General features: G+C 34.8%; 12 protein-coding genes and 1 pseudogene. 9 read left to right on the forward strand and 4 right to left on the reverse strand.

Annotation, left to right across the window (positions count from 1 at the left end; all coding sequences use genetic code 11):
- Nucleotides 1–20: 20 nt before the first annotated feature.
- From NNH57_RS16265 to NNH57_RS16305, 9 genes are read left to right on the forward strand one after another with little or no spacing between them, the layout of a single operon-like run.
- Nucleotides 21–1,019, forward strand: coding sequence for a GntR family transcriptional regulator (locus tag NNH57_RS16265; RefSeq protein WP_108809221.1), 999 nt, complete (start codon nt 21–23; stop codon nt 1,017–1,019).
- 3 nt (nt 1,020–1,022) lie between these two features.
- Nucleotides 1,023–1,928 carry an aldose 1-epimerase gene (locus NNH57_RS16270; protein ID WP_074406812.1) on the forward strand — a complete coding sequence of 302 codons (906 nt, stop codon included), beginning with the start codon at nt 1,023–1,025 and terminating at the stop codon, nt 1,926–1,928.
- A complete protein-coding gene (locus tag NNH57_RS16275; protein WP_108809222.1) occupies nt 1,921–3,924 on the forward strand; it encodes an MGH1-like glycoside hydrolase domain-containing protein in 2,004 nt (667 codons plus the stop codon). Before NNH57_RS16270 ends, NNH57_RS16275 begins: the two co-directional genes overlap by 8 nt.
- Nucleotides 3,925–6,966: an aminotransferase class III-fold pyridoxal phosphate-dependent enzyme gene (locus NNH57_RS16280; RefSeq protein ID WP_108809223.1), complete on the forward strand. Its 3,042-nt coding sequence runs from the start codon at nt 3,925–3,927 to the stop codon at nt 6,964–6,966. It begins immediately after the preceding gene.
- Between the two features lie 7 nt (nt 6,967–6,973).
- The gene (lacZ, locus tag NNH57_RS16285) at nt 6,974–10,114 is read left to right on the forward strand and encodes a beta-galactosidase, LacZ type (RefSeq protein ID WP_108809224.1); all 3,141 of its coding nucleotides are present in this window, start codon (nt 6,974–6,976) and stop codon (nt 10,112–10,114) included.
- Between the two features lie 6 nt (nt 10,115–10,120).
- Nucleotides 10,121–11,701, forward strand: coding sequence for a solute:sodium symporter family transporter (locus NNH57_RS16290; protein ID WP_108809225.1), 1,581 nt, complete (start codon nt 10,121–10,123; stop codon nt 11,699–11,701).
- On the forward strand, nt 11,702–12,853 hold the full coding sequence (gene galK / locus NNH57_RS16295) for a galactokinase (RefSeq protein ID WP_074406808.1): 1,152 nt from the start codon (nt 11,702–11,704) through the stop codon (nt 12,851–12,853).
- A 1-nt stretch (nt 12,854) separates the two neighbouring features.
- On the forward strand, nt 12,855–13,298 hold the full coding sequence (locus NNH57_RS16300) for a YybH family protein (RefSeq protein WP_074406807.1): 444 nt from the start codon (nt 12,855–12,857) through the stop codon (nt 13,296–13,298).
- A complete protein-coding gene (locus tag NNH57_RS16305) occupies nt 13,292–14,317 on the forward strand; it encodes a UDP-glucose--hexose-1-phosphate uridylyltransferase (RefSeq protein WP_108809226.1) in 1,026 nt (341 codons plus the stop codon). Before NNH57_RS16300 ends, NNH57_RS16305 begins: the two co-directional genes overlap by 7 nt.
- Before the next feature lie 687 nt (nt 14,318–15,004).
- Here NNH57_RS16305 and NNH57_RS16310 read toward each other — a convergent pair.
- From NNH57_RS16310 to NNH57_RS16325, 4 genes and pseudogenes are all read right to left on the reverse strand, one after another.
- Nucleotides 15,005–15,576, reverse strand: a pseudogene (locus NNH57_RS16310) (REP-associated tyrosine transposase).
- 163 nt (nt 15,577–15,739) lie between these two features.
- Nucleotides 15,740–16,150 carry a hypothetical protein gene (locus NNH57_RS16315; RefSeq protein WP_108808292.1) on the reverse strand — a complete coding sequence of 137 codons (411 nt, stop codon included), beginning with the start codon at nt 16,148–16,150 and terminating at the stop codon, nt 15,740–15,742.
- Nucleotides 16,151–16,154: 4 nt separating this feature from the next.
- A complete protein-coding gene (locus NNH57_RS16320; RefSeq protein ID WP_108808290.1) occupies nt 16,155–19,685 on the reverse strand; it encodes a DUF6443 domain-containing protein in 3,531 nt (1,176 codons plus the stop codon).
- A 20-nt stretch (nt 19,686–19,705) separates the two neighbouring features.
- Entirely contained in the window at nt 19,706–24,058 is a 4,353-nt protein-coding gene (locus tag NNH57_RS16325) for a hypothetical protein (protein WP_108808289.1), read from the reverse strand.
- Between the last annotated feature and the right edge of the window lie 59 nt (nt 24,059–24,117).

Consider the following 24,117-nt stretch of genomic DNA (forward strand, 5'->3'; position numbering starts at 1 on the left):
AAATATGATATATTTGTAGCATGAAAACAATTAATGTAGTAGATAATATAGGTGTCCCTAAATACAAACAGATCATTTCATCAATTGAAAGTGCTATTTTATCTGGGGAGTATAAACGTGGAGATAAACTACCATCAATTAACAGTGTAAAGCTTCGGTTTTCCCTTTCGAGAGATACCGTATTACTCGCCTACAATGATTTAAAAGTAAGAGGAATTGTAAATTCTGTTCCTGGTAAAGGGTATTATGTAAAAAGTGAAAGTATTGAAATCGCCCAAAAGATTTTTTTACTGTTTGATGAATTAAATGCCTTTAAAGAAGATTTGTATAATTCTTTTTTAAAAAGCTTAAATAATAATGTAGAGGTAGACATTTATTTTCATCATTTCAATTATGATGTATTTAGCAAATTGATTTATGACAATATTGGTAACTACAATTATTATGTTATCATGCCTGCCAATCTAAATGATATTCCTTCTGTTTTAGATATACTCCCTCAAGACAAAGTGTACATACTGGATCAAACTCGTCAAGAGCTTGCTCAATACCCTGCTATTCATCAAAATTTTAAGAAAGATATTCTAACTGGTTTGGTAAAGGGGCTTCATCTTTTAAAAAAATACCAAAAACTAGTACTCCTTTTTCAGGAACAGAAACAACCTTCGGGAATGTTTGAAGGTTTTGAAATGTTTTGCAATACGTATCACTTTAATAGTGAAGTAATTGACTCTCTTGAAGAAAGAACATTAACTAAAGGAGAAGTTTATATAATTCCAGACGACAGAAGTCTTATTCGTATCATAAAAAAAATCAAAGAGGTAGAGTTTACTCTTGCAAAAGATATTGGTATCATATCCTATAATGATACACTTCTTAAAGAAATTGTAGAAGGAGGTATAACCACTATTTCTACCGATTTCAATAAAATGGGAGAGCGCTTAGCCGAAATGATCATGAATAAAGAACAAATTAGAATCGAAAACATAAATAATCTAATCTTAAGAAACTCTCTTTAGCTTTTGTATCAAATAAATCACATAAAACAACAAATACATCCTAAGCATCATATTGAACTTTTAACCGCAGATCAAAGTTCGAGTGCTATAATAGCTTTAAATTTAGGAGGAAGCGTACAAAGACTATCCATTAAAGGCAAAAGTATAATAGCAGGGTTAGAATTATTAGATTATAATACTACCTATGCCTCTGCTGTTTTATTTCCTTTTGCCAATAGAGTAAAGAATGGAAAATATAGTTTTAAAGACAAACAGTACACCTTAGACTTAAATGTAAAAGAAGAAAACAATGCTTTACACGGTCTAATATATAATAAAACCTTTCAATTTATAAAAGAAGAAATTTGTGTTGATCATGCTACTGTAACCATTGGCTATGAAGAAACTAAAAGAGTAAAAGGATTTCCTTTTAAATACACTATATATTTAACATACACTTTATCTGCTAATGCTTTAGAGCTCTCTGTGGCTGTAATCAATACGGATCAAACCCCTTTTCCTTTTACTATTGGCTGGCACCCATATTTTTTAAGTAGTGATTTACACGAGAGTTTTCTTACTGTTGAAAGCAATAAAAAGCTAGTATTCGACAAGGATATGATCCCTATGAAGATTAAGGATATTACTATAAAAGGGCCTATCCAGATCAAAGACAGACTGTTTGATGATTGCTATATTCTTAATACTAATTCAGCAAAATTTAATACCCCTGACTATTGTTTGATGCTTGAGTCTTCTTCTGAAGAAAATTATCTGCAAGTATTTACGCCTGAAAAAAGAAATATAATAGCCCTCGAACCCAAAACAGGGCCATCTAATAGTTTTAATAACAAACTCGGATTAAGCACCCTGAATCCAAAAGAAACCTATAAGATAAATTGGAAAATTAAACTTCAGAACAATGAATAAAAATGCTCTATTTATACTAATTTCGGTTCTCATATCGTGTTTTGGTTGTAAAAAACAAACAAAGGTAACATCACCCGTCATTACCCCAAAAAAATACCTCTCGTATAGTAAAAACATCCTCAATTATAGCGTTACTCCAAAAGATTCTACAGATAAGTCTGGGTTGATGTTTTCGGATCAGGGAGCATGGTTTGCTTATAGTTTTCCTGATTCAATTCGCCCTTCTCCCGGGTTCTCAGGGCCTTTTTTAATGACTCAGCAAAATGGAATTTGGTGCAGTGAGATGCTTGTAAAACTAAATATTAGAGACATTTCATGGAGTGAATATAAAACAACCGCATACAACAGTCATTTAGAACAGACCTTTACAAACAATGATCTAATACTAAAACAAAAACTAGTATTTGCCTCTGGACATTCGGCATTAATACAGTATACTCTTACCAACAAAACCGATAGAACCATTGAGTTAGCGTATAATTGGAAAAACAAGCAGCTTTTAACAAAAACGCTAAGATTAGAATCGACAGAAAATAAAATCTCTATACACTCCACAAAATCAAATGCTACGGGATATATTGTATTTCCTGATGAAACAAAAATCACAAGCACCGATAGTTCTTATACTACTAAGAGCCAGCAACTACATTTAAAACCAAAAACGACTAAAGAGATTGTGGTTTCTCAGACCTTTATTTTTCCCGAATACTCCTGGGAAGAAGAACAAAAAACGATCGCTACTATTGATTTCGACACTATTTTAAGTAAGCGCAGCATCGAAAAAGAAACACAGTTAACCTCTTTGATCGACGCAAGAAAAGAAAAGTTTCAAGATGATAAATATGCCAAATTAATGGCCAAAGCGCATCTTACCTTACAAAACAATTGGCGTATTCCTGCAGGAGAAATACAACACGAAGGGTTGTTCCCCAGTTATCACTACAAGTGGTTTAACGGGTTTTGGTCATGGGATTCGTGGAAACACGCTGTTGGATTATCCTATTACAATACAGAATTAGCCAAAAAACAAATGCGATTAATGTTCGAATTTCAGAATGAAGATGGTTTTGTAGCAGATTGCGTATACAGAGATACAAGCATAGAAGAGCATAACTATCGAGATACAAAACCACCATTATCTGCATGGGCAGTAATTAAAATTTATGAAAAAGATCATGATCTTGATTTTGTAAAAGAATTGTATCCTAAGCTTAAAAAATACCATTACTGGTGGTATCAAAAACGAGATCATGATAAAGACGGACTATGTGAGTATGGATCTACCGACGGAAGTCTTGTTGCTGCCAAATGGGAAAGTGGTATGGATAATGCCATTCGTTTTGACGATTCTAAAATTCTTAAAAATGAAGAAGGAGCCTATTCTTTGGATCAGGAAAGTGTTGATCTTAATGCGTACCTCTATGCAGAAAAACTGCATTTAGAAAAACTTGCAGAAGCTATTCAGAAAGATGATGATGTAAAACAATACCAGGTAGAAGCAAAAAAATTAAAAGAAACAATTCAAAACCAATTCTATGACCCCGCAGATGGTTGGTTTTATGATACAAACCTAAACGGAACAACATTTATAAAAGGAGAAGGTAGTGAAGGGTGGACACCTCTTTGGGCAAATGTAGCAACCCAAAAGCAAGCAGAAGCTGTGAAAAATAAGATGATGAATCCCAGTAAATTCTACACCAAAATGCCTTTTCAGACCATGTCTGCAGATCATCCAAAGTTTGATCCTTTAAAAGGTTATTGGAGAGGTCCTAATTGGCTGGATCAATCTTATTTTGGTGTAAAAGGATTACGCAATTATGGATTCGATAAAGAAGCAGATCAGGCTACTGCACAAATCATCGAAGGAGCAGAAGGGTTATTAGAAAAAGGGAAAGCAATTCGAGAAAATTATCACCCATTAACAGGACAAGGCTTACATGCACAAAATTTTAGCTGGAGTGCAGCACACATTATAATGTTATTAATAAAGGAATAGATGATGAAATATTCGACCTTACAGGTAACTACTAATCAGGCAGAACAAATACTACAACAATTGTTCGGTATTACAGGAAAAGCTTCTTCTCTTCCTGGAGAAATTGATTTTAATTTTAGGATCAAAACTGAACATGGAGATGGATACATTCTTAAAATATCAAGACCTGATGAACATATTAATTATTTGGAGTATCAACAACAGTTATTAGAATACGTAGAGAAAAATGGAAAAGACCTTATAGCTCCCAGAGTAATTAGAGACAAAGAAGGAAATGACATATCCGAAATTATCGATGAAAATAATGCGCTTAGAAAAGTACGTTTATTATCCTGGATAAGTGGTAGAGTGTGGAGCGGTGTTAATCCGCAATTAGATTCTTTGCGATATAGCTTAGGAGAACAGTGCGGTTTACTAACAAGTGCTTTACAAGGGTTTGATCATCCCGAAGCACATCGGGAATTTGTTTGGGACATCGCACAATCTTTATGGACCACAGAACATGTACACCTGTTTGAAGGAGAAGAAAAGGATATCATTTCTTTCTTTCAAGATAGATTTGAAACTATTCAGGATTCATATGCTACACTTAGAAAATCGGTAGTTCACAATGATGCTAACGATAATAATGTTATTGTTTCAGAAGACTTGATTCATCCCAAGGTTAAAGCAGCAATAGATTATGGAGATGCGATACACACTCAGATCATTAATGATGTGGCCATTGCTTGTGCATATGCCATAATGAATCATAATGACCCACTAGAAGCGGCTTTACCAATACTGCAAGGATACCATGCTACTTTTCCGTTAAAAGAAGATGAAATAAAATATCTGTATGTAGCAATAGCTATGCGCCTGGTAATTTCTGTTACAAAATCGGCTATTAATAAAATCAAAGAACCCGATAATACATACTTACTAATTAGTAAAAAACCAGCTTGGGAAGTACTAAAAAAATGGAGGCAAATTAGTGAGGAGTATGCTCATTATAGTTTTAGGAATACCTGTGGGTACTCTGCACATCCCAATGAGAAAGCCTTTAGCGTTTGGGTAGAAAATAATAACTACTCTTTATCAGAATTATTTCCTTCGGTTCAAAAAAATGAAGTGCGCCTTTTAGATTTGAGCGTATCCAGCAAATGGGTTGGACATCAACAAGAATTTAATGATTTAGACATATTTCAATTTAAAGTAGATCGTCTTCAAAAAGAAAATACAGATAAGATTATTGCAGGCGGATATCTAGAACCAAGAGCACTATACACATCAACTACTTATGATAAAACAGGAAATAGCGGACGAGAAAGCAGAACGGTCCATCTTGGGGTAGATTTTTGGCTCCCTTCTAATACTCCGGTTCATGCAGTATTAGACGGAGAAGTTGTTACAGCATTTAACCATGCCGGAGACAAAAACTACGGAGGATTAATTATACTTAAACATCAAACGAGTTCATTAGAATTCTATACACTATATGGGCATTTAACGGTTGATAGTACGACACAAAAACGGCCTGGAGATAGTATAAAAAAAGGAGAGTGTATTGGATATCTTGGTGATCCGACTCAAAATGGAAATTGGGCTCCGCATCTACATTTTCAGATTATGCTTTCTATGCTGGATTATACCGTAGATTTTCCTGGGGTAGCCTATTACAATCAAATAGAAGTGTGGAAAGCGCTATGCCCGGATCCAAACTCATTATTCAAATTAGAAAGTTTGAGCTCTCAAAGTGATACTACTAATGAAGAATTGATCACTTACCGAAAAAAACACCTTGGCAAAAGCCTGAGTTTGCAATATAAAGTACCCATTAAAATGGTACGTGGATCCGGACAATACCTAATAGATCAATATGGTAAAAAGTATTTAGATACGGTAAATAATGTAGCTCATGTAGGGCATGAAAATTATGCTGTAGTCAAAGCAGGACAAGAACAAATGGCCTTGATTAATACTAATTCTCGTTATCTACACGACAATATAAATCAATTAGCCAAGGAATTGATAGAGACCTTACCTCCGGAGTTAAATGTATTGCATTTTGTTAATTCCGGAAGTGAAGCTAATGAACTAGCCATTAGAATGGTTAAAGCTGTAACCAGAGAACGTGATATCATAGCTTCAGAAGTTGGGTATCATGGAAATGCCAATATGTGCATCGATATTAGTTCCTATAAATTTGATGGTCATGGAGGTCATGGAGCCCCAGAGCACACTCATATATTCCCTTTACCTGATGCGTATAGGGGAAAATACAGAGGAGAAAATACGGGAGAGCGCTACGCTCTAGAGGTTCAGAATTGTATTAATGATGTACATAAAAAAGGAAGAGGAATTGGTGCTTTTATTATAGAACCTATTATAAGTTGCGGTGGCCAGATCGAATTGCCAGACGGTTTTTTACCTAAAGCCTACGAATATACTCGTGCCGCAGGAGGATTATGTATATCTGATGAAGTACAGGTAGGATGCGGAAGACTAGGAAAAACGTTTTGGGGATTTCAATTGTATGATGTAATCCCTGATATTGTAACCATAGGGAAGCCTTTAGGTAACGGACATCCACTGGCTGCAGTTGTTTGCACACAAGAGGTAGCCAACAAATTTGCTAATGGAATGGAATACTTTAACACCTTTGGAGGAAACCCGGTTTCTTCAGCCATAGGGGCGGCAGTTCTTAAAACCGTAAAACGCGAAAATCTACAATCTCACGCTTTAGAAATTGGAGAATTTCTAAAAGAAGAACTACAAAAATTAGCTATAAAATATCCAATCATAGGAGATGTTCGGGGACAAGGATTATTTCTTGGTTTTGAGCTTGTAGATAATAACATGAATCCTCTGGCGGATCATGCTGATTATTTGGCCAACAGGATAAAAGATCATGGCATCTTAATGAGTACAGATGGTCCGGATCACAATGTATTAAAAATTAAGCCTCCTATTATTTTTACTAAAGAAAATGCAGAAGAATTAATTTTTTATCTCGATAAAGTATTTGCAGAAGACTACATGCAGAGTATTAAAGAAATATAACACAGTCATGAAATTAAAACATCTAATCATATTAGCAGAGATAATAGGAATATATAGTTGTAGTAAAGAGCCTTTACAACCTGTTTCAGAACAAACGAATCATTTTAATCATCAGGTATTCGAAGAAAATAAACTGCCTCCCAGAGCTACATTTTTTGGCTTTGAATCCAAATTGATAAAGCAAAAAGAAAAGTCGAAACGTTTTTTAGGTCTAAACGGAGATTGGAAATTTAATTGGGTAAAAGATCCTAAGCAGCGTCCAACAACTTTTCAACATACTAAATATATAGACCAAGACTGGGGTACAATTCCTGTACCTGCAAATTGGGAAGTTCAAGGATATGGAAAACCAATCTATCTCGATGAGAGGTATCCTTTTACAACCAAATGGCCTAATGTTTCCGAAGATTATAATCCTGTGGGAACGTATAGAAAATTTATTCATTTAGATGAAAACTTCTTATCAGAGGATGTTATTCTTCATTTTGCGGGAGCTAAATCTGCCATGTACGTATATATAAATGGTCAGTATGTAGGCTATTCTCAAGGAAGTAAAACACCCGCAGAATTTAATATAACCCAATACCTTAACAAGGGAGAAAATCTTATCGCATTACAACTTTTTCGATGGAGTGATGCTAGTTATGTAGAGAGCCAGGACATGCTTAGAATGAGTGGTATAGAAAGAGATGTGTATTTATATACACAACCCAAAGTATTTGTTTCTGATTATTATACCTACACCAACTTAGATGAATCCTATACCAAAGGAGTTTTTAAAGGAACCATATCGGTCACCAATAATCTTGAAGATGCCGTGACCAGAACGGTATCTGTTACTGTATTAGATGGAGAACATACTATTTATACTGCTTCAGAAGAGGTAAAAATACCGGCACAATCAAAAATTGATTTTACTACAGAAAAAATAATAGACAACGTTAAAAAGTGGTCCGCCGAAATTCCGAATCTATATAATTTGGCAATCACTTTAGAAAACCCTGATCAGGGTAATAGTAATCAATATATTAATCGACATGTTGGATTTAAACGTGTAGAAATTAAAAACAGTCAGGTTTTAATTAATGGTAAAGCCATTTATATACGTGGTGTAGATCGGCATGAGACTGATCCGTTTACAGGACATGTAGTCTCCAGAGCTTCTATGGAACAAGATATCAGGTCGATGAAGCTAAATAATATCAATGCCGTACGAAGTGCACATTACCCTAATGATCCCTATTGGTTAGATCTATGTGATCAATATGGATTATATGTTATTGATGAAGCCAATATAGAAAGTCACCCATTGGCTATAGACGAAAAAACTCAAATCGGTAACGAGATGAGTTGGTTGCCTGCACATATGATGCGAACACAAAGAATGTTCTATAGAGATAGAAATCACCCATCTATCTATTCCTGGTCATTAGGAAATGAAGCGGGAGAAGGAGAAATTTTTAGAACCACTTATAGATGGTTAAAAGAACACGATGATAATCGAATTGTACAATATGAACCTGCCGGTAAAGAAGAGTATACCGATGTGTATTGCCCGATGTATCCAAAACCAGAATACCTGATTCATCATGGCCAATCTGATTCTGATAAACCTTCGATCATGATCGAATATGCACATGCTATGGGTAATTCTGTTGGCAATCTACAGGACTATTGGGATATTATTGAAAAATACCCAAATCTTCAGGGAGGGTTTATCTGGGATTGGGTAGATCAAAGTTTAGAATATAAAGACGAAAACGGAAATCCATATTTAGCATACGGGCATGATTATCATCCTGATCTACCTACAGATGGTAACTTTTTAAATAATGGATTAGTAGATCCATATCGAAATCCACACCCGCATTTATCCGAAGTAAAGAAAGTATATGAACCTGCACAATTTTATACGACCAGAAAAGGAGTTATAGAAATAGAAAATAAAAACTTCTTCGAGGATTTTACTGATAAAAGTATTTCATGGAAAGTATTAGAAGATGGTGTTAAAATAGCAGAAAGTAATGGAATTTCGGCATTTGTATTACCCGGAGAGAAAAAAGCAGTAACTCTAGAAAAATTCCCTAAGGTTTTAGACAAAAACAAAGAATACATTCTAGAGGTAAGCTTACTTCAAAAAGATGCGAACTCATTACTTCCTAAAGGGCATGAAATTGCATGGGATCAATTTGTTATTCAAAAAGGAACTGGATTTATGAATACGCCTTCAGTTTCTAATGATTTAAAAATCACATCTAAAGATCAATCTATTGACATCCAAAACGAAATAGTGAATCTGAAACTTGATAAAAAAACCGGTGAAATTATTTCCTGGAAACATCATGGAATTGTGATTACCAATCACCCTATTAAACCTAACTTTTGGCGCCCTCCTACAGATAATGATTTAGGTAATGGTATGGATAAATGGGCCAAAATATGGCAAGATGCTTCTTATAATTATAAAGCAAAACTTGTCGAAAACCCTGTTACAAAAAACTCTGGTGTTTCTTATAAAGTAGCCTATACACTTCCTGCAAACGAAGCAAATGTAGCTGTAACGTATCATATTAATGCCAATGGAGAAATGACAGTAGATTTTAGCTTTGCTCCAAACCAGAGTGATTTACCTAACATCCCTAGATTAGGAATGTACCTTACGGTACCGAACACATTTCAGAAGGTATCCTGGTATGGTAATGGGCCAGAAGAAAGTTATTGGGATCGCAAAACGGGAGTTAAAGCAGGAATATATACGGGTGTCGTAGATTCGCAATTTCACACCTACTCCAGACCACAAGAAACGGGGAATAAAACCGATGTAAGATGGATGAAAATTGCTTCGAGTACAGTAGCTATTAAGACCAACAGCTCTTCATCATTACTCAATAGTAGTGTTTGGCCTTTTGCTATGACCGAATTGGATTTTAACAGCGAAAAAGATGGTGCGGCTTCTGCCTCGGGATTAGTTCCGGTTACTAAGAAACACGGAGCAGATATTAAAAAAGGAAAAACGATCCAATGGAATATCGACTATCAACAAATGGGAGTAGGTGGAGATACTTCCTGGGGGCGTTTAGTACATGATGAATACACCATAAAACCAACAAAACACAACTATTCATTTACAATACAACCAATTAAATAAGAAACTATGCAGTTCATTACATTTATAGGGTTTACATTATTAGTAGCAATAATAGCGTATGTAAAAAGCAGAAAAACAGATGAGTCTTCTTCTGATGGATATTTTCTGGGAGGAAGAAGTTTAACAGGGATCGTTATTGCAGGGTCATTATTATTAACCAATTTATCAACCGAACAAATCGTAGGGTTAAACGGGGCCGCTTTTAAAGAAGGGATCCTGGTTATGGCATGGGAAACCCTGGCGGCAATTGCCATGGTGGTTACAGCCGTATTTTTATTACCCCGATATCTAAAAGGGGGAATAACCACCGTTCCACAATTTTTGCAAAGACGATATGATAAAACCACCAAAACAATCACCTCTGCATTATTTCTAAGCGGGTATGTGGTTGTGCTATTACCTATCGTTTTATATTCTGGGGCATTGGCCATTAATACAATGTTTGATGTGCCTGGTATATTAAATGTTAATGAAACTACTGCTTTATGGATAACCGTTTTTGGAATCGGTATCATAGGATCGATTTATGCCATTTTTGGAGGTTTAAAAGCGGTAGCAGTATCTGATACTATTAATGCAATAGGGTTATTAATCGGAGGGTTATTAATACCAATATTTGGATTGATAGCCATTGGTGATGGTAGTATTTTTGAAGGAATCACTACATTAACGCAATCTCACCCCGAAAAACTCAAAGCATTAGGAGGGCCAGAATCTTCAATTCCGATAGGAACTATATTCACCGGTATGATGCTGGTTCAATTGTTTTATTGGGGGACCAATCAAGCAATTATCCAAAGAGCTTTAGGAGCCAAAAACTTAAAAGAAGGACAAAAAGGATTGTTATTAGCTTCGTTTATAAAAATACTGGGACCACTAATCGTTGTATTACCAGGATTAATTGCTTTTCATATGTTTGGAAACACATTAGACAACCCAGATGAGGCATACCCGATGTTAGTGACCAAGGTGCTACCTGCAGCTTGGGTAGGTTTTTTTGCAGCAGTATTGTTTGGTGCTATTTTAAGTTCTTTTAATTCGGCTTTAAACAGTTCGGTTACCTTATTCGGAATTGATATATACCAATCCCATTTTAACCCAGATGCTACAGAACGACAAACAGTAAATGCCGGAAAAAGTTTTGGTATCATATTAGCAATTTTAGCTATGTGTATTGCGCCGCTAATTGCATATGCACCCGATGGCTTATTTGGGTACTTACAAAAAGTGAACGGGTGTTATAGTATCCCAATTTTAACCATTATTGTAGTGGGATACCTCACCAAATATGTTCCTGCTATTGCTGCAAAAATTGCTATCATTTCTGGTGTTGTTTTATATGTTGCTTATATTTTATTAGATGAATTTGTTTTTGTTGAGCAATTCCCTCATTTCTTACATGTAATGGCTATTCTGTTTGTACTTAATGTACTTATCATGTTACTAATAGGTAAATTTAGACCCCGAACAGAGGCATACCAGCAACACTATACAGAACAAGTTGATATTACCCCCTGGAAACATCTTAATACTGTAGGAATTACGATCTGTTTGATCGTTCTAGGAATCTATATATACTTTGCATAAATGACAAATGAATCATTACTAGAAAAGGTAAAATCTACTTTTCTGAAACGATTTGATATCAAACCCGTATTATCTTTTTCTCCCGGCAGGATCAATCTAATTGGGGAACATACCGATTATAATGATGGGTTTGTCTTTCCTGCAGCAATCAATAAAGGGATCATTTCGGGAATCCAGAAAAATAATGCTATGTATTGTTCGGTCTATGCCATAGATACCAATGAGGTTTTAGAATTTTCGTTACAAAACATACAACCCATCAAAAATGGAGGGTGGAAAAATTATGTATTAGGAGTCGTTGCCGAAATTCTTAAAAGAGATAAAACAATCTATAATTTTGATTTGGTTTTTGCAGGTAATATCCCTCTGGGAGCCGGATTATCATCCTCTGCTGCCCTGGAAAACAGTGTGGCTTTTGGATTAAATGAAGTGTTCGAACTAGGGTTAACCAAAGAAGAAATGATTTATATCTCTCAGCAAGCAGAACACAATTATGTAGGAGTACAATGTGGTATTATGGACCAATATGCCAGTATGTTTGGAAAAGAAGGCAAAGCTTTATTACTAGATTGCAGAGATCTTAAAGCAACCTATTTTTCTATTGATTTTAAAGAATATGATATTGTTTTAATCAATACTAATGTAAAACATAGTCTTGCAGAAAGCGCATATAATGAAAGACGTTCGGTATGTGAAGCAGTCGCAAAACACTTAGAAGTATCTACACTAAGAGACGCCACATATGAAGCATTATTTACCATTAAAGAAGAAATCAGCGAAGACTATTACCAAAAAGCTTTATTTATCATACAAGAAAACGAACGAGTTTTAAAAGTTGCTATTGCTCTGGATAAAAAGGACTACACAATTTTTGGCGAACTACTTTTTGAGTCGCATAACGGGTTACAAAATCAATATAACGTAAGTTGTACCGAATTGGATTTTTTAATTGATCAGGCAAGGCAAAATCCTGATATATTAGGTGCACGAATGATGGGCGGTGGATTTGGTGGTTGTACGATTAACATCATTAAAAAAGGAGCTGCTGATGCATTTATGAATACAGTTGCACCGTTATATCATAAACAGTTCAACAAAACACTAAGTCGATATGATATACAAATTGCACAAGGAACGTATAAAATCACATAATATGATCACAAGATATCTATATCTATTAGGAATACTAATAGGGTTAACCAGTTGTCATCAAAAAATAAAAGTAGATGAGAAAGCCGATAAACAGCACATCATAGAAGTGTTGAAAGCACAGGAACAAGCCTGGTCGAATCATGATCTGGAAGGGTATATGCAAGGGTATTGGAAATCGGATTCTTTAAAATTTTATGGAAGCAGAGGATTAACCTATGGTTGGGATAACACATTAGCCAATTATAAAAAAGGATACCCGACTAAAGCTCATATAGGCACATTAAACTTTGTCATTAGTGATATTTCACGAATTGATGGTGAGTCTTATTTTGTGATGGGAGAATATCATTTGGTACGCAGTGTAGGCAATGCCGATGGTACTTTTATGATCATTTTCAAAAAAATAAATGGTCATTGGAAAATTGTAGCAGATTCCTCATGTTAAATACAGCATTACAAGACTATTCTCACAGACGCTATAATCCACTTACAGGAGAGTGGGTATTGGTATCCCCACACAGAGCAAAAAGACCATGGCAAGGCCAGGAAGAAGAAACCAATACACAATCATTACCATCTTATGATAAAGATTGTTATTTATGCTCTGGAAATATGAGAGCCGGAGGAAAGAAAAATCCAGACTACCAGGATGTTTTTGTTTTTGAAAACGATTTTGCAGCATTACAAAACGAATCTCCTTCTTTTGCTATAGATGAAGAACTGTTTAAAGTAAAAAGTGAAACAGGAATCTGCAAAGTAATCTGTTTTAGCCCGGACCATTCTAAAAGCTTAGCCAATATGCCTGTAGAGGCTATTGAAAAAGTGATTGAAGTATGGCAAGAAGAATATCAAAAATTAGGTGCGCTACCAGAGATTAATTACGTACAGATCTTTGAGAATAAAGGTGCCGTTATGGGATGTAGCAATCCGCATCCTCATGGGCAGATCTGGAGCCAATTTCATCTGCCCAATGAGATCTTAAAAAAAGATGATAGACAACGGCGTTATTTTTCTAAACATGGTACATCGTTATTAGAAGATTATGTGATTCTGGAATTAGAAAAGAAAGAACGCATCGTATTTCAAAATGAACACTTCGTTGTATTAGTTCCTTTTTGGGCTATTTGGCCATTTGAAACCATGATTGTTCCAAAAAAGAAACAGTCTTCGATTATAGAAATGAATCCAAATGAGCGAATCGCTTATTCAGAATGTATTTCTGTATTAACTCGAGCATACGATCAATTATTTGATTGTTCTTTTCCTTATTCTAGCGGGATTCATCAAGCACCAACTCATAATCTTGATCATACCCATTGGCATTGGCACATGAGTTTTTATCCTCCATTATTGCGAAGTGCTACTGTTAAAAAATTTATGGTTGGCTATGAAATGTTCGGGATGCCTCAAAGAGATATAACTGCAGAAACCGCTGCAACAATGCTTTATGACTTAGTCTATTAAAAAAGTAGTAAAGTACTTACTCATACCTAGCACAGAAAACATTGCTGCGCTATCATATCCGAGCAATCGGATTGTATTGTTCTTTTCCTCCTTTCTGGCATTCTAGAGAACTGTTTTCTTAGCTCACTTTTATGCATAAAAAAGAGCTGTATTTCTACAACTCTTTTTTACTTATATAATTTATTTGATAATCAATCTTTATAATGATTTTTCTCAAAAGCACCAGTTTGACCCATTACCGGCATTACCACCAAATTTTATTAATTATTAGCCATATAGAAGCGATAAGTAATATCAAACCAATAAAATGAATTTTCCTTTGTTTAATAAATGTCCTAATACATATATAAAATGCAAAGAAAATAGAAATAATTAAAAAAGATAACGATAAAATAATAATTGACTTTTGGTTACCAAAAGCATTAACTAATCCATATTTCACTTGATTACTATATTGTAAAATGAAAAACATAGTAATCAAGAAAAATGAAATTAATACCGAAATATTTTTATTAATAATTTTCATGTCTAAAACCTATAGTTAAATCCAGAAAGTATAGCTCTGGTATCTGCATTAGTATCTGCTCCTCCTTCATTCTTAGCAGCAGCATCTAACATTACTCCTTTGGGTAGCTTATTTAAATATGCTTTATGTCCCCCGCTCCCGCTAGCGTCTCGCTAGTGGCGTCAATGTTTTGTTAATCCAAATAGATATCCATCGCTATCAATCTCTAATACTGTATGGTCATCCTGATAATTTCTAGCACTACTATATTTCCAATCTACCGAATTGGTTACAAAACCTGATTCGACAGGATTATTGTGAATATAATCTATTTTTTGTTGAATCACTTTATTACTCCATAATTCTATAGGTTTATTGTGCTGCTGCCAAAATTGCATTCTGCTTACAGTAGCATTCTTTTTACCAGCCTTCTCAAACATCCATAACAACCATTCTTTCCTACTTCCCTGAGGATTATTCTCTATTACTTTTAACAACTTTTTTGAAGTATATCCCTTAAAATCCCTAATCAATCCTGAAGGGTCATCATTTGAAGAACGAAATACCAAATGTACATGACTAGGCATAAAACAATACGCATAAACCTCCATACCTTTTCTGATCTACAATATGTAATACTTTCTGACAAAACAGATAAATATTGTTCTCATATAAATACATCGATCCAATACACTGTAGCAAAACTTATAAAGTATAAACCTGATCTATTATAAAATTTATAATTCCTGCTCATTTTGCCAAAATACAATAGTACAGTTTCAAAAAATGAAACTAGAATATCTTAATCCAAATAAAAAACCAGCTACATCACTGCAACTGGTTCTTATCATTTATATATTTTTATACCCTAGCTTTGACGCCACTAGCGAGACGCTAGCGGGAGCGGGGAAGCTGTATTACAAAAATTTAACATTTAAAAACCTCTTGCTAATAATATAACTAAACACTATTACTAACGGATAAGCAATTAGTATATAATTTTTATCTGTAACCATTGTGGTTAAAATTGATATTATGATAGATTCCTGAGTTATTACTAATGATACTAATTCAATACTCAGTATTAAAACTATTATAACCAAATAATTTTTTATCTTTTTAAAATTTGTCAAAAGAAAAAACATCAAATAAGGAATAATTGCAGCACCATATATTAATAAACAACCAAACATATTAAAAGTAAATAACTCCCAATCTTCATGCTTTGGTGTTACAATAAATACTAAATAACTTACTAGTAAAAATATTATTATACCTAATAAATAAGTTAAAAAGCCTAGTCCTACTATTTTTTTTCGATTATTCATTTCTTTAATTAAAAATTACAAAAGTTCGTGTTTCGGTACCTGATTTTTCCCACTCGCCTGAATCTTTGTTTAATTTATAAGAATCTACTTCAGCTGTTACAGATTTATGTTTTCTATTTTCTCCATATTTTTTATTTCTTGCACCCATATAATTATTAATTGCTCCTCTCTGATCTCCAAGAACACTAAATGTTTGCACTCCTTCTCTTAACCTAACTTCTGTTTCAAACACAGCACTATTTTGATCTGTACTTCCACCACTATCCGCGACATAATCAAATGTAAAAGTATCAGCTGTTGTGTTATTTCCTCCTAATGTATATATCAAAGAAAAAACATATTCTAAGTATAATTCAGGTCTATTAGCAATTTTATCTGGAGAATGTCCTTTAAATAAATGTCCTAATCCATTATCATACATTGATCCATCTTCCTTTGAATGGGAATAGCTATCTCCAAGCCTATGTAAAGCATAACCTCTTTGCTGTGTATTTGTAGCTCTACTAAACATGGACATAGATCGACTAACTTCCTTTCTGTAAGAATCATTTCCGGTTAAAGCATGCCAGTCTCTTTGGTTTCTAGGATACATCCAAGTATCTGTTGCAAATAAAATATCCCCTCTCGAAGACATTACGTGATCAGGTTCTTCTGCCCAATAAGCCAAACTCCCTGCATCACTACGACCAGCAACCATGCCAGCTAAATAAACTGTCCAATAATGACCATCTCTTTCGTACATTCCGTCTGGATCAACAAACTTAATAGGATTGTTAAATCCATATCTAAAAGGAGTCCAAGAATAAGCTTTCTCCGCAAGCTTATCAATATTCATCCAACGTCCTAAACTAGCATCATAATTTCTCGCTCCAAAGTCCAACCATTCTAGTCCTAGTTTTGATTGTTCTTCCTTACCATTATAACCATAATTGTGATTTCTACCTCGTAAGTTAGTATTATATCCAGAATGAGTCATGCCGAAGGGATAATAATTCTTCTCCTGTATGATCTCACTTTGCGTTATAGAACCATTTTTATCAGCATCTTTATAAGATAATCGTATGTTTCCTAAATGGTCTTTAAACTGGTACACATACTTATACCCATCGGCTTCATGTTCTACGATTCCTTCCGCATGGTTAAAGAATTCTAACACACCATTCTTATATACATAACTACCGGCATACTCAGTAATTAAAGAACTTCCCTCTGTGGTAATCTTTTTTAATTTTACCCCAGTGGCATCGTAAATATAGGCAATATTTCCGGTATGAGAAGCATTATTTATCGTAACTGTTTTAGGGAGATTTAAATGATTATAGGTTATGCCAGTAATCCCTTTGTTTTGATCTATAGTCATATTACCATTGGCATCATAGGTATAATCATCATTGGTATTGGTACCATCTTCAAACCCACTGGCTCCATCAATTTGTTCTTCTACAGTTAAGAGTTTATTCCCTGTATCATAAGTATACGATAGGTAATCCAATGCCACATTTCCTTTTTTATGTCTTTTTAATGATTTTAGGTTACCGTTCTTATCATAAGTAATCCCAAAAACCCTAAACCAATCCTGCTCACTATTATCCTGACTATTATAATTTGCATCGGTAATTCGATTTAAATTATCATAACTGTATTTGTAATGTCGCTCTACATTATCATTTGCAGTTTTCCAAGTGGTTTCAGAGATATTACCGTTAAACAGTGCAGTAGCCCCATGTTGCGGTGTATTATAATTAATTTTAAAAGCAAAAAGTTTGTTACCAAGAGTGGTATTAGGATCATTGATTTTGGTCAACCAACCTCGTACATTGTATTTGTAATCCACCTCTTGTAATCCTCCTCCTGTTTTCTTACGTTCTAACTGTCCTAAAGCATCATAGGTATTTTCAACAATAGTTTCAACGGCTTGAGTATTGATTTTTTGGGTTTGAGTCAATGCTCTACCCATATGGTCATAAGTAAAGGTATCTATCGTTACAATGGCAGCATTACTACCTTTGGTATGCGTACTTTTGGTTTGTTCTACCTTACCCACAAAATCCAATTGGGTTGCTACGATATCGGTGGTGTTAAGATACTCATTCTTACTCGCTACGTAAATCGGTCTTGATTTATTGTCATACCAGGTAACAGTAGTGATCCAATCATAGGTATCAAGTACTCTTACTTTGCTTCCTGTAGGTAGTGTCTTGGTTTGATCGGTAATAGCTTCGTTATATACCGTACCGGGATTGGTTAATCCTGCAAGATCAAACCCATAATCATCATAATAATTAATAGTATGTAGCTCCAGGTTTGTTTTTGGGAATGCCGCATTACTATAATAGATAGTAGTCCCATCGATCTGGGAAGCAACACCTCGTTGTTCCCATAAGGTAGATTCTGTATTCACAGCTTGTTGTATGGTCTTTCTATCTCGGTTATCGGTAATCTTACCGGTATAAGTAACCCTGCCAAAGACATCGTATTTGGTAAATAGCCAGGCATTATCTGCTTTTAGGTTGGCATCCTGGGTTAGGATGGGTTGATCTAGTTTGTTATAGACAATAGATTCAAAAGTATTAGCATCTCCTTTACCAGGGATTTTCTTTTCAATTAGCCTATTACGGTTATCATATCGGTATTGATAACAGAGTTCGGCAAGCTCACTCTGGCTTACACCATCACTAGCAGTCACTTTAGGGGGGATAACATAAGTTAAATTCCCAAATCTATCGTAAACATAATGAGTGTCGTGTGCTGATCCTGCATTAAAGGTTCGTTTTAATATCACTCTACCTTCCTTATCCTTGTACTCTTTGGTCGTACGATTATTACTGTCTGCTGTAGTCCAGTTCTCATCATGGGTAATCGTGATATATAACTCATTTGCAGGGTAATGCCCATCTTGCGCCAGGCCAGGAGCTTCAGTATCATTGGGGTCGGAAAAATCTACCCTATGGTATACTACCTCATTAGCCTTATTAGTATACCAGTTTGTTTTTATAGTGTGATCTGCATCACTACTACGATTAATTTTCCATGCTTTCCCCGGAGCACCTACTTTTATCACTCGATTAAGAGGGGATTTATCAAAAAGGCGCTCTGAATAGGCATTGATCTGGTTAAGATCAGTTATCTCAGGAAAATCACTGGCATAGGTATCCTTATAATACTGGTTGATATCCGTGTTGATATCGACATTTTGATAACTTCCTATGGTTTTATCAGATTCAAAAGGCAAGTATTGCTTATTCTGTCTGCCATAATCATCGTACTTTATATGAGTAACTATATCCTTGCCATTAGGTGAGGCTTGAATAGCTCTTTCTTGTATAGGTCGTCCTAATCCATCGAAATAGGTTACGTTCTCTATTGTCTTATTTATATCATTGATATTAGAACAGTTTACACTCTCCATTTCGGCTATAGTTAACGCTACTTGCGGAACTGTGGTATGTATATAGTTCTTATCGGATAGCACTACCTGAGCCTGAAGATTCCAGCCTATTAGTAGCAGTGCTATGTATATTATATGTTTTTTCATTCTATATGTTTATTGGTTAATTAATGTTGATCTCCGCAGTCTAGACAATCGATGGGATCACCATTGCCACCACCAGTAGATTTATGTACTGTAATTGGTATGGTTTTTAATACAACTTGCCCTGTTTGAGTATCAGTATACTTCACACTCAATTCATACTCTCCGTTCTCGCTCATTGTTGCAGTATAACTCGATCCACTACCTACATTATGAGTCCATGAAGGACTAGTTATTCTCCATAATTTCCATGGTGTTCTAGTATATTGACCAGAACCACCGCTTACTCCGGTGATTCTAAAAATTTTACTTCCATTAATATTATTAAGATTAGCATAAGCCGGACTAACAGTAACACTCATAGGGTCATAAGATTTTACAACTCTAGTATTTGCGCCCCATTGGTATTGTCCACTTTCTAATCCTCTATCTACTAATCTAAATTTAATAGTATACGTTCCTTTATTAGGGAAGTTATAAGAAAGTGTCGTTCCGGTATTAGGTTGTTTTACATCATTTATAAACCACTGAAATAAATATAATTCTGTTCCTCCTGCTATTCCAGAAGCAAAAAATGTCGTAGTTGTTCCACGTACAATCTCTGATCTAGAAGCACTTACATTAGCTGCGGTTAAGGGGTGGTAAGCGTATAATTGTCTTACGGTACTTTCTACAGCTCTTCCGCTTACATTATCAATAACTTTAAAGTGTACGTTGTGTGTTCCTGTGGTGCTAGGAGTATACACAAATGTAGTTGCTGTACTAGCTTGCTTTGCTTTATTTACATACCATTCATATCTTAGGTTTCCTGTTCCTCCTCCAACATTTGAAGCTGTAAAGGTAGTTGCTGTTCCTTTTGGAATATTGGTGTAATTTGCACTTACAGAAGGAGCATTTAAATCTCTATATCTTATAACAACAGGTGTAGGCTTACTTTTTAATAATCTTTTCTTCACAGTATCATACGCGACTAAAATAATACTGTAGCTCCCTTCATTAACAAAAGTCCTTGTAAAAGAATAAGAGCTATCACACTGTTCTTGATTACCGTTTACAAGCCAAGAATATAAGTAGTTGCTTCCAAGGTTTCCAGTAGCAAATGTTACAGGTTGTCCGGGAGTTACTCCCCCTGAACTTGTTATGTTAAACGTAATTGCGTCATAGGTATTTGGATTTTGCCCTTCATAGTTGTAACTAATCTTTTGAGCGATATGCTGATCGTCATCTAACCCATATGCTAATCTATTAAACTCGTCATACTGATAATAAATAGTATATCCTTTTGGGTCTGTCATACTAGTTAATCCAATAAGAGAATCATAAGTATAGGTAGATACCATCGCATTGGGTAAAGCTGTTCGCAAATTGTCTAAAGTATTTAAAGATCCTGTACCAAAATTTTTCAAAGCTGTCTCTGTTATTCCTAATGCTGTAGAAATTTCCAAGAATGTTGCATTCTCTACTTTGGCTACCGGGTACATCTTATCATAACTCCATATAAAACTGGTAATCATACCATCAGTCTTTTTATATTGAAGAATATTTCCTTTATCATCATATTTATCAAATTCAATATCGGTTTGTAATGCCCCGTTATTTTTTGCCGTTGCAATCGAAGCCTTAAGCGTTTGATGAAAAGTAGAAATAGTATTTACATATGTAATCCGGTTAGTAGTGCTTAATCTTTCAGGATCAGTTCCAATTTTTGTGTATACCTGACTTTGGATAGGTTTTGAAATCCTGTGATCATTGACTAGACTTTGATACGCATTAATCTCTTTTTGAGTTAGCCCTGTTAATTGCGTATAATCTTCTGGATAGAAAAAGACTTGCCGCTCCACTTTATTGGTACTTTGAGAAGTTTGCTCTTTTAATTTATGCAAAGATGAATTGTACTTGTACGCTGTAGTGGTAATGAAATCTTCATTATGTAATTTGGTTATGGTTTGTTCATTTTCCGTTTGGCTATGCCCCATTAGAATACGATATCTCCCAAATACAAAATTACCTTCATCAAAAAGAGTACCTCCTTTAAAACTTATTTTTAAAGCGTTGGTAAATACTTCCTTTATTTTATATCCTTTTGTAAGTTGTTTTTGAGTTTTACCACTACTATTTTTAGTTTTTGATACTACAATCTTACCGTTAGAATGATTTCTATCTATAGGTGGTGGAAAAGGAAACGTTTCAGAAACTATATTAGAAGCTCCTACAAAATTAAGCTCTGTTTTACCGTTAGCTCCATCTTTTTGAATGATCGTTACTTTTTTATATCCCAAATGTCCGCCTGTAGTCATTCCTGAATTTGACCTGTCAGCATCCAGAGCAACAATAGATTGACATATAATATTATATCCGCCACTTCCTGAAGCAACCCAGACTAAAGATTCCTGATCAAAAAGATAGTTAGGTTCTTTATGTACAAAACCTGAAGAGTATCCTTGCTCATCTTTATAATCATATGTTTGAGATAGTACTAATTCATCATTACTGTTATATTTGCTAATTGATGCAACCCGAACACCGCCTGCAGGTTTTTCGTATAATCGAATGTTTGTAGGTTCATCATATAAAACCGACATCGTAGCAATATCTCTTGAAGTAATATCACAATCTCTCCAAGTAGCTTCTGCACTTAAGGTATATTGCCCCGGTAATAGCTCTATATATTCATTAATATTATTATGAGTTAAGCTAACCTGATAAATTATATTTCCTTGGCTGTCAATTAATTTTGCTTTAGGTGTTTTACCAGCAGAAAAATAATCTTCGGTATACTTTTTTACATGTCCGGATACCTTAGTTAGTATTTTAGCCCCCGGGTTTGCTGGATTGGCTGGTATGGTAAATGATTTGGTATCCGTATCAGTAACTACCGATGTACACCCATGTGCAGAATCTCCTGTTGCACTTACTTGTGGGTTAGCTTTATTAACTTCAAACTCATCAAGTTGCAGTCCTCCTATATGTCCATACGTATTTTGCTCATAAGTATACACATCATAGCCCCCGGTTGGATATCCAATTTTATATAAAATTCCGTTCCTTGACCCTTCAAAATCTGGTGATCTGTTTGCTGTTCCAAAGCTAGCAAATTTATTTCCTGAAGTATGAATAAAATATGGAGGAAGTAAATCCTGTCCACTGTTAGCATTAGGGTATCCCCAGTGATCTTTCTTTGTAGATCCTCTGGAGGGTAATGAACCGTGATAGAAAAATGTATATGGAGGTAAACCAAGATTAGTTTTACCAAACTCTTGTATCGATTTTAGTGTTAATCTTCCTGTCTCATAAGAATGGGTAAGATTAAACTTCTTAATCATCGTATTTTGAACACGGTTTTTAACTTGAATTTCTGCGATTGCATAAAAATCTGTACTGGTATCCATAACTTTGTTAGTTCCTGCAACAAAGAGTACTTCTACAGGAGAAGTATCAGAATAAATTCTACGAAGAGCACGTCCACCAATATCTATATTGGTAGAGTTGTATTGTAGTGTCCCGGATATAGTACCTCCACATTGTGAGTTTCCTCCTGTTGGGTGTGTTCTTGATTGACTTTTAATAATATTATGATCCTGAATAGTGTAGGTGTCATACTCAAAAAATAAATTCCTCTTCCCTAAAGCATCTGAAATCTTAGTGAGATACCATGAAGAATTGAAACCACCCTGAGCCAAATAACACAAACTCGTACCAGATTTAATATTTGTAGTAGTTTCATTAGCTCTAAAGGTATAAGTAAAACCATTCGGAGTTTTAAAGATCCATCCTTCTATTTTTGATAAATTTCCATTATTCTGGATAGGAGTAATAGTAACCTCGGATTCTGAAGAGATGATAATATTACCGCCCCAATCAAAATGAAATTTACCTGAATATCCATTAAAATTAAAGTTAAAAATATCGGGTTGAGAATCATAACACCCTTGAGCTATACTTTGCAAATAGCTATAACGAGTTTGGTTTTTTTCTCCATGACTAAGATAATCATAGTCGACTTCTGAGCTCACGGTAAGAAATCCTTTTGTTGTTCCTGAGTTATCATCGGGTAAACCATTTACACTTCTGGTAACTGCACCTCCAGCATATAATGACCAACCCAACCCAATAGAACTGGAAGATTCAACCACTTTAAAACCACCGGATTGATAGCTTAAACTAATGGGAAGATTTATTGTACCATCACTAATTTGATATAATGGTATTTGTTGTTGTATCATCCCCTTATACTCATTGATCTTCATATCAACAAATTTGGTGATACTGGCAGCTTCTGGTGATGGAGAAATTACATTAGGCAAATCGGTCTGCCCATAGAATGTATTGATATTTAAAAGAAATAACAACACATTGAAAACTAGAAATTGTTTCATGATTGAATATAATTTACTGTTGACTTATTACTATTTAGGTTATATATATTTTATTTTCC

This window comes from Aquimarina spinulae, from assembly GCF_943373825.1.
GTDB lineage: Bacteria > Bacteroidota > Bacteroidia > Flavobacteriales > Flavobacteriaceae > Aquimarina > Aquimarina spinulae.

Bases quoted from the DNA above. Each gene is read 5' to 3' on its own strand.
- NNH57_RS16265 (WP_108809221.1), top strand. From the start codon at position 21: ATGAAAACAATTAATGTAGTAGATAATATAGGTGTCCCTAAATACAAA.
- NNH57_RS16275 (WP_108809222.1), top strand. From the start codon at position 1,921: ATGAATAAAAATGCTCTATTTATACTAATTTCGGTTCTCATATCGTGT.
- NNH57_RS16280 (WP_108809223.1), top strand. From the start codon at position 3,925: ATGATGAAATATTCGACCTTACAGGTAACTACTAATCAGGCAGAACAA.
- lacZ (WP_108809224.1), top strand. From the start codon at position 6,974: ATGAAATTAAAACATCTAATCATATTAGCAGAGATAATAGGAATATAT.
- NNH57_RS16290 (WP_108809225.1), top strand. From the start codon at position 10,121: ATGCAGTTCATTACATTTATAGGGTTTACATTATTAGTAGCAATAATA.
- galK (WP_074406808.1), top strand. From the start codon at position 11,702: ATGACAAATGAATCATTACTAGAAAAGGTAAAATCTACTTTTCTGAAA.
- NNH57_RS16300 (WP_074406807.1), top strand. From the start codon at position 12,855: ATGATCACAAGATATCTATATCTATTAGGAATACTAATAGGGTTAACC.
- NNH57_RS16305 (WP_108809226.1), top strand. From the start codon at position 13,292: ATGTTAAATACAGCATTACAAGACTATTCTCACAGACGCTATAATCCA.
- NNH57_RS16315 (WP_108808292.1), bottom strand. From the start codon at position 16,150: ATGAATAATCGAAAAAAAATAGTAGGACTAGGCTTTTTAACTTATTTA.
- NNH57_RS16320 (WP_108808290.1), bottom strand. From the start codon at position 19,685: ATGAAAAAACATATAATATACATAGCACTGCTACTAATAGGCTGGAAT.
- NNH57_RS16325 (WP_108808289.1), bottom strand. From the start codon at position 24,058: ATGAAACAATTTCTAGTTTTCAATGTGTTGTTATTTCTTTTAAATATC.